Source organism: Nocardia sp. NRRL S-836 (assembly GCF_001279525.1).
In the GTDB taxonomy this organism is placed as follows: Bacteria; Actinomycetota; Actinomycetes; order Mycobacteriales; family Pseudonocardiaceae; genus Lentzea.
The window spans coordinates 37,080-49,963 of the sequence record NZ_LGDY01000115.1 but is presented as its reverse complement, the minus strand read 5'-3'; the positions used below and the strand labels follow the sequence as shown (position 1 = coordinate 49,963).

The 12,884-nt window shown below is 71.7% G+C and carries 10 protein-coding genes and 1 pseudogene; 4 read left to right on the top strand and 7 right to left on the bottom strand.

The genetic code is table 11. The annotated features are described in order from the left end of the window. Positions 1–9: 9 nt before the first annotated feature. Both ADL03_RS29445 and ADL03_RS29440 read right to left on the bottom strand, forming a co-directional pair. Positions 10–927 (bottom strand): NAD-dependent epimerase/dehydratase family protein, encoded by a 918-nt coding sequence (locus ADL03_RS29445; protein WP_053736831.1) that lies wholly within the window; start codon positions 925–927, stop codon positions 10–12. Next, on the bottom strand, positions 917–2,053 hold the full coding sequence (locus tag ADL03_RS29440; protein ID WP_053736830.1) for a zinc-dependent alcohol dehydrogenase: 1,137 nt from the start codon (positions 2,051–2,053) through the stop codon (positions 917–919). The genes ADL03_RS29445 and ADL03_RS29440 overlap by 11 nt, the downstream gene beginning before the upstream one ends. 152 nt (positions 2,054–2,205) lie before the next feature. On the opposite strand from ADL03_RS29440, the gene ADL03_RS29435 reads away from it, so the two are divergent. Both ADL03_RS29435 and ADL03_RS29430 read left to right on the top strand, forming a co-directional pair. Next, on the top strand, positions 2,206–4,461 hold the full coding sequence (locus ADL03_RS29435) for a molybdopterin oxidoreductase family protein (protein WP_053736829.1): 2,256 nt from the start codon (positions 2,206–2,208) through the stop codon (positions 4,459–4,461). Between the two features lie 2 nt (positions 4,462–4,463). Next, complete coding sequence (locus tag ADL03_RS29430; protein WP_053736855.1) at positions 4,464–4,925, top strand: hypothetical protein; 462 nt, start codon at positions 4,464–4,466, stop codon at positions 4,923–4,925. A 1-nt stretch (position 4,926) separates the two neighbouring features. On the opposite strand, the gene ADL03_RS29425 is transcribed toward ADL03_RS29430, so the two are convergent. Both ADL03_RS29425 and ADL03_RS29420 read right to left on the bottom strand, forming a co-directional pair. Further along, complete coding sequence (locus tag ADL03_RS29425) at positions 4,927–7,542, bottom strand: ATP-binding protein (RefSeq protein ID WP_053736828.1); 2,616 nt, start codon at positions 7,540–7,542, stop codon at positions 4,927–4,929. 19 nt (positions 7,543–7,561) lie between these two features. After that, positions 7,562–8,053 (bottom strand): glycoside hydrolase domain-containing protein, encoded by a 492-nt coding sequence (locus tag ADL03_RS29420; RefSeq protein ID WP_082373578.1) that lies wholly within the window; start codon positions 8,051–8,053, stop codon positions 7,562–7,564. Here ADL03_RS29420 and ADL03_RS45900 point away from each other — a divergent pair. Next, positions 8,030–8,483: pseudogene (locus tag ADL03_RS45900) on the top strand (transposase); the annotation flags it as partial. The gene ADL03_RS29420 and the pseudogene ADL03_RS45900 sit on opposite strands and share 24 nt — an antisense overlap. 13 nt (positions 8,484–8,496) lie before the next feature. Further along, complete coding sequence (locus ADL03_RS29415) at positions 8,497–9,036, top strand: hypothetical protein (RefSeq protein ID WP_197288742.1); 540 nt, start codon at positions 8,497–8,499, stop codon at positions 9,034–9,036. 258 nt (positions 9,037–9,294) lie between these two features. On the opposite strand, the gene ADL03_RS29410 is transcribed toward ADL03_RS29415, so the two are convergent. From ADL03_RS29410 to fusA, 3 genes are all read right to left on the bottom strand, one after another. Continuing rightward, positions 9,295–9,891, bottom strand: a complete 597-nt coding sequence (locus ADL03_RS29410) for a hypothetical protein (protein WP_053736826.1) — start codon at positions 9,889–9,891, stop codon at positions 9,295–9,297. A gap of 90 nt (positions 9,892–9,981) precedes the next feature. After that, positions 9,982–10,758 carry an endonuclease/exonuclease/phosphatase family protein gene (locus ADL03_RS29405; RefSeq protein WP_197288741.1) on the bottom strand — a complete coding sequence of 259 codons (777 nt, stop codon included), beginning with the start codon at positions 10,756–10,758 and terminating at the stop codon, positions 9,982–9,984. A 52-nt stretch (positions 10,759–10,810) separates the two neighbouring features. After that, positions 10,811–12,769 carry an elongation factor G gene (gene fusA / locus ADL03_RS29400; RefSeq protein WP_053736824.1) on the bottom strand — a complete coding sequence of 653 codons (1,959 nt, stop codon included), beginning with the start codon at positions 12,767–12,769 and terminating at the stop codon, positions 10,811–10,813. Between the last annotated feature and the right edge of the window lie 115 nt (positions 12,770–12,884).

The following is a 12,884-nucleotide window of genomic DNA, read 5'->3' as shown; positions in this document are numbered from 1 at the left end:
GATGAGCGGCTACCCTGCGAACTCGCGGGCAAACGAGCGCAGTCCCTCTTCCAGCGGCACGTGGGGCTGCCAGCCGAGCACCCGTTGCGCCAGCGCGATGTCTGGGCGGCGGCGCCGCGGGTCGTCGGTCATCGCCTCGACGTGGCAGATCTCCGACGAGCTGCCGGTGACCTCGATCGTCTTGCGGGCGACGTCCAGCACGGTCACCTCGGCCGGGTTGCCGAGGTTGATCGGGCCGGACTGGTCGGTGCGGGCCATCGCGAGCAGCCCGCGCACGAGGTCCGAGACGTAGCACAGCGACCGGGTCTGCCGGCCGTCCCCGTGCACGGTCAGCGGTTCGCCCGCCAGCGCCTGCCGCAGGAACGTCGGGATCATGCGGCCGTCGTGTGCGCGCATCCGCGGCCCGTAGGTGTTGAAGATCCGCACGATGCCCGCGTTCACGCCGTGTTCCTGCCGGAACGCCATTGTCATCGCCTCGCCGAACCGCTTGGCCTCGTCGTAGACGCTGCGCGGGCCGATCGGGTTCACGTGCCCCCAGTACGACTCGCGCTGCGGGTGCTCCAGCGGGTCGCCGTAGACCTCGCTCGTGGACGCCACGACGACGCGGGCGTCCTTGCGGCGCGCCAGGTCCAGCGCGTGATAGGTGCCGAAACCCCCGGCGCGCAACGTGTCCACCGGCATGCGCAGGTAGTCGGCCGGCGAGGCGGGGCACGCCAGGTGCAGCACCAGGTCGACGGGGCCGAGCAGGTCGAGCGGCCGGGAGACGTCGGCCGTGACCACGCCGACGCCGTCCGGCACGTTGGCGCGCGAGCCGGTGCGGAAGTCGTCCACGCACACGACCTGGGCGCCCTCCTCCAGCAGCGCCTCGCACACGTGCGAGCCGAGGAAGCCCGCACCGCCGGTGACGACCACCCGTTCAGGCGACATCGAGAACCGTCTTCAGCCAGCCGTCCTCGCGCAGGTCGAACGACTTGTACGCCTCGATCGCGGAGCTGGGCTTCTCGTGCTGGGTGATGAACGCCGTGGGGTCGACGACGCCGGAGACGACGAGGTCGAGCAGCCGCGGCAGGTAGCGGCGGTGGTTGCAGTTGCCCATCCGCAGGGTGAGGTTCTTGTTCATCGCCTCGCCGATCGGGAACTGCTCGAACCCCGGTGGGTAGACGCCGATGATGCCGATCGAGCCGGCCTTCGCGACCATCTCGACCGCCCACTTCAGGGCCTGCTCCGGCGCGTCACCCGGCTTCCACTGCTCGCCGGACGGCTTGTCGTCGGGCTTCTCGGCGTCGACACCGACCGCCTCGATCACGCGGTCCGGCCCGATGCCGCCGGTCAGCTCCTTCACGACCTCGGTGGGGTCCTCGGAGTTGAAGTTCACCGTCTCGGCGTTCTGCTCGCGGGCCTTGGCGAGCCGCGACTCGATGCCGTCGACGACGATCACCCGGCCGGCGCCCAGCCGTTTCGCCGACGCGATCGCGAACTGGCCGACCACGCCCGCTCCCAGCACGAGCACGGTGTCACCGGAGCCGACCTCGGCCAGCCGGGCACCGAACCACGCCGTCGGGAAGATGTCGGAGAGCAGGATCGCCTGGTCGTCGCTCACCGCGTCGGGCACCCGCACCAGCGCCGTCATGGCGTGCGGGATCCGCGCGTACTCGGCCTGCAGGCCGTCGACGGGACCGGTCGACTTCGGACCGCCGAAGAAGCAGGTACCCGCCTCCGGTCCGTTCGGGTTGGCGGTGTCGCACTGGGCGAAGTACCCGGCACGGCAGTAGGAACAGGTGCCGCACCCGATCGTGGAGGTGACCACGACCCGGTCACCGGGCGTGAAGCCGCGGACCTGCGCGCCGACCTCCTCGACCACGCCGACCGCCTCGTGGCCGAGGACGGTGCCCTCGACCATGTCCGGCATCGTGCCCCTGACCATGTGCAGGTCGGTGCCGCAGATCGCGCTGCGGGTGATGCGGATGACCGCGTCGGTCGGCTCCTGGATGCGCGGATCAGTCACCTCGTCCAGCCGGATGTCGCCCACGCCGTGCCACACAACAGCCTTCATCAGCCCTCCTCCTTTCCTGGCTGGTTCCCTGGTCGCAGCGGGACAAACACCCGAGGGTGTGGGTTTGCCGCACACCGGGTCCGGGTACTTCACGCCCGGTTTGTCAGCGATGTCCGCTGTTTCGGCCGGTCAGGGCCGGGTACCGCTGTGTCGTGAACCGGATCGCCGACGTTTGGGGACCACGCACTCCGCACGGACGTGGGTCCGACTGGCCGGCCAGGGTCGACCTGGAGCTCGCGGACGGTGTCACCGAGTCCGATGTGGACCGCTGGGTCCCGTCGGCGTGCGTGCTGTGCAGCAACGGTTGCGGCTGCGACATCGCGGTCAAGGACGGCCGGATGGTCGGGGTGCGCGGCCGGGCCGACGACCCGGTGAACCGTGGCCGGCTCGGCCCCAAGGGGCTGTACGGCTCGTGGCAGGCCCACCGCACCGACCGCCTCACGCGACCACGGATCCGCCGCGGCGGTGAGCTGGTCGAGACCGACTGGGACACCGCGATGGGCGAGGTCGTGCGCCGCTCGCGGGAGCTGCTGGCCGAGTCCGGGCCGCTGTCGCACGGTTTCTACACCAGCGGGCAGCTGTTCCTGGAGGAGTACTACACGCTCGGCGTGATCGGGAAGGCCGGGATCGGCACGCCGCACATGGACGGCAACACCCGGCTGTGCACGGCGACGGCCGCGGCGGCGCTCAAGGAGACCTTCGGCTCGGACGGCCAGCCCGCCTGCCACGCCGACGTGGACCTGACCGACGCGCTGTTCCTGTTCGGGCACAACATGGCCGCCACGCAGACGGTGCTGTGGGCACGGGTGCTGGACCGGCTGGACGGCCCCGACCGGCCGCGGCTGGTCGTCGTGGACCCGCGCCGCACGCCGGTGGCGGAACGGGCGGACGTGCACCTGGCGCCGTTGCCCGGTACCAACCAGGCGCTGTTGAACGGCCTGGTGCGCGCGGTGATCGAGCACGACTGGGTCGACCACGACTACGTGGCCGCGCACACGCTCGGGTTCGAGGAGCTCAAGGCGACCGTCGAGCCCTACACCCCGGAGCACGTGGCGCGGATCTGCGGGATCTCCCCAGCCGACCTGCTCAGGGCCGCCGAGATCTTCGGCACGACCGGCCGCGTGCTGTCGACCGTGCTGCAGGGCTTCTACCAGTCGCACCAGGCCACCGCAGCGTCGTGCCAGGTCAACAACCTGCACCTGCTGCGCGGCCTGATCGGGCGGCCGGGCAGCGGCGTGCTGCAGATGAACGGCCAGCCGACCGCGCAGAACACCCGCGAGTGCGGCGCGAACGGCGACCTGCCCGGCTTCCGCAACTGGGACAACCCCGAGCACGTCGAGCAGCTCGCCCGGCTGTGGAACGTCGACCCGCTGGTCATCCCGCACTGGGCGCCGCCGACGCACGCGATGCAGATCTGGCGCTATGCCGAGCAGGGCTCCATCAGGTTCCTGTGGATCTCCGCGACGAACCCGGCGGTGTCGTTGCCGGAACTGGCGCGGATCAGGGACATCCTGCGCAGGGACGACCTGTTCGTGGTGGTGCAGGACGGTTTCCCGACCGAGACGACCGAGCTGGCCGACGTGGTGCTGCCCGCCGCGCTGTGGGGCGAGAAGCAGGGCACGTTCACCAACGCCACCCGTGTCGTGCACCTGTCGGAGCAGGCCGTGCAGCCACCCGGCGAGGCGCGCAGCGACCTGGACATCTTCCTGGACTACGCGCGACGCATGGACTTCCGCGACCGCGACGGGGCGCCGTTGATCAAGTGGAAGGACGCGGAGGGCGCGTTCGACGCGTGGCGCGAGTGCAGCCGCGGCCGCCCGTGCGACTACACCGAGCTGTCCTACGCGAAGCTGCGCGAGGGCGGAATCCCGTGGGGTGGCAAGGAACGGCTCTACGCCGACAGCCACTTCCCCACCGCGGCCGACCACTGCGAGGACTTCGGCCACGACCTGCTGACCGGCGCGTCCGTGACGCCCGTCGAGTACCGGGCGCGGCGGCCCGACGGCCGCGCGTTCCTCAAGGCGGTCGAGTACACCCCCGCGCCGGAGCAGCTCAGCGACGACTACCCGTTGCTGTGCACGACCGGGCGTTCGGTCTACCACTTCCACACCCGCACCAAGACGGGCCGGGCACCGAAGCTGCAGCAGGCCGCGCCCGACCCTTGGGTCGAAGTCTCTTCCGCCGACGCCGACGCCCTCGGCTTGGCCGAGGGGGACCTCGTGTGCGTGGAGTCCGAGCGTGGTGCGATCGAGGTTCCGGTCCGGATCGGACGGTGCCGTCCCGGCGTCGTGTTCGTGCCGTTCCACTACGGGTTCCAGGCCGCGAACGAGCTGACCCGCACCACCTGGGACCCGGTGTCCAAGCAGCCGGTGTTCAAGATCAGCGCCGTGCGGATCAGGAAGGTGTGACCATGCACCTGGCGACCTACCTCGGCCTGCTCCACTCCTCGCTGCGCACGCTGGCCGGCGCGTTCCGCGAGGTCGCTGCCGGGCACGGCGAGGAACCCGACGTGCGGCAGATGTGCGAGGTGCTGGCCGGTCGTGCCGACGGCCAGGCCGAGCACCTGGCGCCGGTCGTCGAACGCTACGGCGAGCACCGCGAGGACGAACCGGAACGCCTGCACGCGGCGGAGTTCACGGACACCCGCACGGGTGGTGTCGGCCTGTTGCGCGACCTGCAGGACCTCTACGCGCTGGCGTCGTTCACCGACATCACCTGGACCGTCGTGAACCAGGCGGCGCAGGCGTTGCGCGACCGCGAGCTGCTCGACGTGGTCAGCTCGTGCGAGCCGGAGACCCAGCGGCAGCTGGCGTGGCTGACGACGCGGATCAAGCAGGCCGCACCGCAGGCGCTCGTCGCGGCGAAGGAGTAGCTCACCAGAAGTCCGGCAGGGAGGCGCGCACCAGTTCCCGGCGGGTGGTCCGCCAGCGGGCCGCGGCGGCGTCGTCGCCGAGCTTGGTCTCCAGCACGATCACCGCGTCGACCGCGGCGAGCGGGTCGCTGCCGTTCAGCAGCAGCTCGCGCACGCCGTCGGCGAGCGGTCCCGGCCCGGTCACCAGCTCCACGGCCAGGTCGCAGCCGTCCGGGCTCAGGTCGACCAGCCACGCGAGGTGGTCGAGCGCCAAGGCGGGCTGCCCTGCGCGGACCGCCAGCGCCGCGAGCTCACGGCGGGCCCGCGGGTCGCACGGGTCGACCTCCAGGGCGTTCCGCGGCGACGACACCCGCACCTCGACGCCGGCGGCCAGTTCGGCGAGTCGTTCCGGCACGTCGTCCGGCTCGCCGCCGGTCCAGGCGATCGCCCGGTGCACCAGGTCGTCGGGCAACGGGCCGCCCACCGCGCCGGGTTCTCGCAGCAGCGACTGGTACAGCACGAAACCGGCGTCGCCCAGTGCTGCGGGCAGGTACGCCACCAGGTGCGGCATCCGCATCGCCACGATCACGTCGGAGAACAGACCCTGCAGGGTCTTGCCGCCGTCGACCTGCAACGCGCGGCCCTCCACCGCTGCGGCACGGGCCGCGTCCTCGTCACCGGACACCGCGAACACGGCGGCGGCCGCCCTGAGCACCAGGCCACGGCACGCCGCGCAGTGCGAGTGGGCCCGCTGCCACACCGCCAGGCCCTCCACGAGCAACCGGGCCGCCCCGGCGGTCTGCCCGGCGAGCACCAGCACCTCGGCGCACCGGACCAGTGCCTCGACCTGGTCGCCCGACGGCCGCACCCGCGGGTGCGGCACCGGCGGTCCGAAGAGGTCGGGCTCGGGCTTCTGGACCGCGGCGGCGAGCCGCCGCCGAGCCGCGTGCACCGCCGTCAGCCCGTGCTCCAACGCTCCCGCGAGGTCGCCGCGGTGCACCGCGATCGCGGACCGCACGAGCAGCACGGCGTGGTCCAGCGGGTCGTCGGTGATCTCGTCCAGCTCGCGCGCGGCCTGTTCGACCCGCCCGATCATCAGCAGGTGGTGGGCCAGCGACGGCCGCAGCCGGTCCGGCGTGATCTCCCCCGGTTCGGCCGCCAGCCCGGCGACGAGCGCGCTCAGGAGCTCCACGGCCTCGAAGTTGGCCCCGAGCACCAGCCGCACGGGCGCGTCGAGCTGTTCCTCGTACAGCTCGGCCGCCGCCTGCCACTCGCCGAGTCGCACCAGCGCGCGGCACAACGCCATCGCCTCTGCCCGGTCCGACACGTCCGCCGTGGCGTACCACCCGGCGTACCCGGCACCCCACGCGTCGATCCCGGTGAACCGGCCGCGCAACGTGGAGCTGAGCGAGCGCACCAGCCCGGTGGTCGCGCCGGGCGTGAGCTGGGCGGTCGCGGCGGATCCGGTCAGCGGGTGGCAGCCGAGCTCGTCACCGGTCGTCACGGCGAGCCCGGAGGCGACGACCTCCCGCACCGCCCGGTGGAACTCGTCGTCGGTCAGCCCGGCCGGGCCGGCCGCCCGCAGGGTCGGCAGGTCGGCCGAACCGCCCAGCACGGCCGTGGCGGCGAGCAGCAGGCACGCGGGCGCCGACAGCGCCGTGGCCGCGCGCACGAACAGCCGGTCGCGGATCTGCCGCGGCCCGGCACCCTCCGCGGCCAGATAACCCTCCTGGGCCAGCCACTGCGGCAGCGTCTGCCGGGGTCGCAACGACCGGTGGACCTGGCGGGCGAGCAGCTGCAACGCGAGCGGGTGACCACCGAGCACCGACGCCGCCATGGCCGCGTCGGCGGGCGTGAGCGGGCTGCCGACCCGGTCGAGCAACGCGCTGCCGTCACCGGGCGGCAGCGGGCCGACGACGTGGCTCGTCACACCGGCCCGCAGGGCGCCGCCGCTCGCGAAGTACTCGGCGGGCACGACCCGCGAGGTCGCCACGACCCTGCCCGCGGGCAGGTCGGTCAGCTGCTGGAAGAACCGCAGCGCGTCGTCGGAGGCGAAGCCGAGCTCGGTGTCGTGCCACAGCCCGTCGCCACCGCCACCGCCACCGCCACCGCCATCGCCGGCGTCGTCGACCGCGCCGAGCGGGCGCTGGTAGCAGCGCAGGCAGCGTTCGATCCCGTCGAGGAAGAGCAGGACCTCCTCCTCCGCCACGGCGTCGAGGACGGCGTCGACACCGGCGGTGTCCGGCAGGTCCAGGAACCGGGCCAGCTCCGGCAGCATCGCGGCGAAGCTGCCGACGCCGCGGCCGTCGTAGAACGAGTACCAGAACTGCCGTGCGCCGGTGCCGCGGTGGCGTTTCCACGCGTCCCAGGCCAGTGCGCTCTTGCCGATGCCGGGGACACCGATCAGCAGCAGCACTCCCCCGCCGGGCCCGGTGAGGAACTCGTCGACGGCGTGGCGCAGCTCCGCCCGCCCGACCACCTCGCCGGTCTCCAGCAGGAGGTACGGCCGGGCCGCCGCGGCGTGCGGGCCGGGTCGTGCGGGAGCGCCGATGGTGATGTCGCCGTGGACGGACCCGCCCACCTGCACGACGTTGCCGGCATCACCGGTGAACGAGTTCAGCTCTCTCGGTTCCCGCACAAGTCGCATTGGTACCAGGTCAGCGTGCCGTCACGACCAGTTTTCCGCCATGCCGCACGAACGACTCCGGCAGCCACGGCCGGTCGACCGCGCGGCCGTTCCAGCGCACCGCGTCGATGTGGACACCGGACGGCCGCGGCGCCACGACCGTGATGCCGCGCGAGGCGATGCGCGCCCGCGGGAACATCGGGCTGGACAGGTGCAGCTCGGCGCTGCTGGGCGTGCGCGGGTACAGGCCGAGCGCGGCGAAGACGTACCAGGCCGACATCGTGCCGAGGTCGTCGTTGCCGGGCAGGCCGGCCGGGCCGGTGCGGTAGACCAGCGAGGCCATGGCGCGCACGGTCTCCTGCGTCTTCTCCGGCCGGCCGAACTCGTTGTAGAGCCACGGGGTGTGGATGCCCGGCTCGTTGGTCGGGTCGTAGCGCAGCGGGTCACCGCCGGTGGCCCACGAGCCGTCGGCGCGGTGGAAGAACGCGTCGAGGCGTGCGGTCGCGGCGTCGGCACCGCCCATCGCGGCCGCGAGACCGGCGGCGTCGTGCACCACCTGATCACCGACGCGGGCGGCGTCCCACTGGCCGTCACATCCACCGGTGAGCACCGCCACGACGTCACCCAGCTGATCCCACTCATCGACGCCATCCCACCGATCCGCGGGATGGTCGGCGAACCACGTCGCCGACCGCGACTACGACCACGACAAGCACCGCCGCCTGGTCCGAGCCCGCGGCATCACACCCGTCATCGCCCGCCGCGGCGTCGACCACGGCTCCGGCCTGGGCACAGTCCGCTGGCCAGTCGAACGCACCTTCGCCTGGCTCACAGGCTTCCGACGACTCCGCGTGCGCACCGAACGACGAGCCGACGTCCATCAGGCCATGCTCGGTCTTGCCTGCTCGATCATCTGCCTGCGCAAACTCGTTCTGATCTTGGCCTGGTCCTGACAGGCTCTGCTCCGTGCTCAACATTCGGATGAACGAGGTGGCGATCGAAGCACTGGGGCAGGCAGGGCTGGTGTGCGCCGTGCCAGCGGCAGAGTTGGCACCAGAACTGCGTGAGTTGGTTGCCGAAGGCATCGTTCGTCACGGCTCGGCTCTGGCCTTCGCCCGGCATGCCGCCCGTGTTCCGGCGCCCCGCTCGGGCGGACCGGATCTGACCGCATGGGAGTGCGCCACGAGCAGCTTCCACCTGGATGACGTAGTGCCCGTCGAGGTTGGATCACTGGAGGACGAGCCTGTGATCAGTGAGGCGGACCAGGTGGTGATGTTGCGCCACGGGTTGGGCTTTGCCTTGGAGGTCGTGCGGCTCGTCCGCGCGCTGCCCGAGCCTGTCGCGGTGCGGTGCATTGTGGGAGCGAACAGCACGAACGGCACGTTCAGGTTCCATCGTGCTCGGCGGGGTGAGTCGTGGATGAGCCCCGACGTGGACGACTTCTTGGGTGACAAGCTGATCGTCGTCGACAGCGGGCCTGCGAGCATTGGCGGGACACCGTGGTGACGGCGGTGCGGGCAGCACGGTGTCGTTGCGGTAGGCCCGGCCGATCTGTTTCACCGCAGACACAGAACAGGAAACACTCAAACCCGGGACTGATCCCGTGTTCCGCGGCAGCCTGGAGGCCCGCGACGGGTCGACCGAGCCGGTGTCGTCCCGCACCGCCGCGCTCGTGGGTGCCGCCAGCGCGACGGTGATGGCCACGACCAGGACTGCTGGGAACGCTCTCACGTCGCGGGAACGTACCCGGTTCCGATCACGCTGTCAGTAGACGCACGGTGGCCGGTAGCCGTCGACCCGCAGGCCCTTGACCACCAGGTCGTTCGGCGTCTTCCCGACGAACACCAGCCCGCGGGCGTCGTCCAGCGCCTCGGACAGCGGGTAGGAGGGCGCACCGAGCTCGGGCAGGGTCGTCCACCGGTCGGGGTGGAAGCTGAAGAAGCGCGACACGACCTTGCCGTGCGTGGACGGGATCCTGGTGAGCCACTTGGCGCCACCGCTCCAGTCCGACGCGGGCCGCAGCTGGACGTAGAGGTCGTCGGTGGCGCTGTAGGTCATCAGGAACCCTCGGGAGCGCAACAGGTCCGCCTGGGCCTCGAACCGGTTGCCCAGCCAGAGCACCATGACGTGCCACTCGGGGTTCACAAACTTGATCTTCGCCGCGTACCGGTGGCGCCCCTCGGGGACGAGGATGCTGCCGGTCGCGGGCACGGTCGTGCCCTCGCCGCTGGCCAGCCACTGCTGGTAGCGGTCGATGGACGGGGTGGCGCACTCGTGGCTCGCCGGAGCGGCCGCCGCCGCTGCTCCGGAGCCGAGCGAGACCGCCACCAGCGCGGACGCGATCACTGTTTTCAGGCGCATACGGGCACCGTAGTGGTTCAGACCACTTGTCGGTCGAGCTGAGCCGTGTTCGACCCTGGAAGGCGGAGTGCCGCACCGCCTCGCCGGAGGTCAGCCGATCCGCAGCAGCGCCTGCACCGGCAGGTGGTCGGACGGGTACTGGCCGTTCTCGGCGTAGGTGTTGATCGCGGCGGCCTCGGTCGTGGCGCCGCGGGTCATGATCCAGTCGATCCGCGGACCGTCCGGAACCGGCGGCTGGTAGCCGTGCCACGTGCCGTGGGCGGGCGTGATGCGGTGACCGTTCCAGGTGTCGTCGAGACCGAGGGTCTTGTAGGTCGGCGAGCCGGCGGCGTCGTTGAAGTCGCCGGTGAGGACGACCGGCAGCGTCTGGGCGTTGATCCGGTCGCGGATCAGCTCGGCGCTGCGCAGGCGTGCGTTCTCCGACTCGTGGTCGAGGTGCGTGTTCACGACGACGAACTGCGCGCCGGTGCGGACGTCGGCGAACCGGACCCACGTGACGATCCGGACGACGGTGTTGCCCCACGACCGCGAGCCGATCACGTTCGGCGTGTCCGACAGCCAGTGGTGGTCGAACGCCAGCGGGTCGAGCCGGGTGGTGTCGAAGAAGATCGCGACGAACTCGTCGTGGCTGCCGCCCGCCCGGCCGACGCCGATCCAGTCGTACCGGTCGGGCAGGTCGTGCGCGACGTCCTTGACCTGCCCGTACAGGCCCTCCTGGGTGCCGAGGACCGTGGGCTGCTCCTCGCCCAGCAGCCGTGCCACGACAGGCCGTCTGGCGGCCCACGAGTTCGGTTCGGCGTTCGAGGCGTAACGCAGGTTGAACGACATGACGTGCAGCCGGTCGTGCGGAGCCGGTCCGATCAACATTCGATCGAGCATAGGCCCGCCCGCGCCGGTGCGCGGGCGGGCCCGTTCCCGCTCAGGCCGGGGCATAGCCGGTGGGGCGGCTGGTGAACGTGCCGCGGCCCTGCGTCCGGCTGCGCAACCTCGTCACGTAGCCGAACATCTCCGCCAGCGGCACGCTCGCCGTCACCACCGCCATGCCGGCCCTGGTCGTGGAGCCCAGGACGTGGCCGCGCCGGGACGCCAGGTCCCCGAACACGCCGCCGACGAACTCCTCCGGAGTGGTGACCGTGACCTCGGCGACCGGTTCGAGCTTGGTCATGACGCCCTGGCGCAGCGCGTCGCGGAGCCCGAGGCGGCCCGCCGTGCGGAAGGCCAGCTCGCTGGAGTCCTTGACGTGCGTGGACCCGTCGGTGAGCGTCACGCGCACGCCCACCACCGGGAACCCGAGCGGTCCCTCGGCCAGCGCGTCCCGGCAGCCCTGCTCGACCGCCCTGACGAACTCCTGCGGCACCCGGCCGCCGGTCACCGCCGAGCGGAACTCGAAGGTGTCGGCGGGTTCGGTGTCGAGGACGACGTGCGCGAACTGCCCGGCACCCCCGTCCTGCTTCACGTGCCGGTAGACGAACCCGGCCACACCCCGTTCGACCGTCTCGCGGTAGGCGACCTTCGGCCGTCCCGTCACGACCTCGACGCGGTGGGTCCGGCGCACCTTCTCCACCGCCACCTCCAGGTGCAGCTCACCGAGGCCGGCGAGCAGCAGCTGATCGGTCTCCCGGTCGGTCGTGACCTTCAGCGACGGGTCCTCCTCGGTGAGGTGGGCCAGCGCCCGGGTCAGCCGTTCGGTGTCGGCGGCGGACCTGGCCTCCACCGCCACCGAGACGACCGGGTCCTGCGTGACCGGCTCTTCGAGCACCAACGGGGCGTCGGGCGCGCACAGGGTCGCCCCGGTACGCGTGTACTTCAGCCCCACCAGGGCCACGATGTCACCGGCGGTCGCGGTGTCGATCGGCGTGTGCAGGTCGGCGTGGACCCGCAGGATCCGTGCGACGCGTTCGGTCCGTCCGTTCACGAGCACCGTGTCTCCCTTGTGGAGGGTGCCCGAGTAGACGCGCACGGAGGTCAGCCGGCCCGTCGCGGTCGAGTTCACCTTGAACGCCAGCGCGGCGAACGGTTCCTCCGGATCCGCTCGTCGTCGTTGCCCGTCCACGCCCTCGATCGGCCGTACGTCCACAGGGGACGGCAGGTAGGCCACGACCGCGTCCAGCAACGGTTCGATGCCGCGGTTCCTGTACGCGCTACCGCACAGCACGACCGTCGCCTTGTTCGCGTGGGTCAGATCGCGCAGGGCGTTTCTGAGCGTCTCGTCGGTGAGCTCGTTCTTCGTGCAGAACTCCTCCAGTGCACCGGGGTGCAGCTCGGCGACGGTTTCCTCCAGCTGCCGCCGGTGGGCGTGGGCTTCTTGCGGCACAGGGATTTCCTCGCACCGGTCGGTCCAGACGTACGCGCGCATCCCGACCAGGTCGACGACCCCGCGGAAGCCGTCCTCCCGGCCGATCGGCAGCTGGACGACCAGCGGTGTGGTGCCCAGGCGCGTCCTGATCGACTCGACGGCCGCGTCCAGGTCCGCGCCCGCCCGGTCGAGCTTGTTGACGAACGCGATCCGCGGCACGCCGTACCGGTCGGCCTGCCACCACACCGACTCGCTCTGCGGCTCCACCCCGGCGACCCCGTCGAACGCCACGACCGCCCCGTCGAGCACGCGCAGCGCCCGTTCGACCTCGTCGGCGAAGTCGACGTGCCCCGGTGTGTCGATCAGGTTGATCCGGTGGTCGTCCCACGTGCAGCTCACGGCCGCGGCGAAGATCGTGATGCCGCGGTCGCGCTCCTGCGGGTCGAAGTCGGTGACGGTCGTGCCGTCGTGCACCTCGCCACGCCGGTAGGTGGTGCCGGTGACGAACAGGACGCGTTCGGTCAGCGTCGTCTTGCCGGCGTCGACGTGGGCCAGGATGCCGATGTTGCGGATGGCGCGCATGGCGCGGTGCCTTTCGGGTGGTCTCGGTCGTGCGGTCGGCGCGATGCGGCCGACGAGACCCCGGGCGGCACGAAGAGTCACGTGCCGTGGAGGAGGGTCGTCGCGGACTACCGGT

What these genes read in the sequence shown, in the direction of transcription:
- ADL03_RS29445 (WP_053736831.1), bottom strand. Translation starts at nt 927, where the DNA reads ATGTCGCCTGAACGGGTGGTCGTCACCGGCGGTGCGGGCTTCCTCGGC.
- fusA (WP_053736824.1), bottom strand. Translation starts at nt 12,769, where the DNA reads ATGCGCGCCATCCGCAACATCGGCATCCTGGCCCACGTCGACGCCGGC.
- ADL03_RS29410 (WP_053736826.1), bottom strand. Translation starts at nt 9,891, where the DNA reads ATGCGCCTGAAAACAGTGATCGCGTCCGCGCTGGTGGCGGTCTCGCTC.
- ADL03_RS29430 (WP_053736855.1), top strand. Translation starts at nt 4,464, where the DNA reads ATGCACCTGGCGACCTACCTCGGCCTGCTCCACTCCTCGCTGCGCACG.
- ADL03_RS29405 (WP_197288741.1), bottom strand. Translation starts at nt 10,758, where the DNA reads ATGTTGATCGGACCGGCTCCGCACGACCGGCTGCACGTCATGTCGTTC.
- ADL03_RS29420 (WP_082373578.1), bottom strand. Translation starts at nt 8,053, where the DNA reads ATGGGCGGTGCCGACGCCGCGACCGCACGCCTCGACGCGTTCTTCCAC.
- ADL03_RS29440 (WP_053736830.1), bottom strand. Translation starts at nt 2,053, where the DNA reads ATGAAGGCTGTTGTGTGGCACGGCGTGGGCGACATCCGGCTGGACGAG.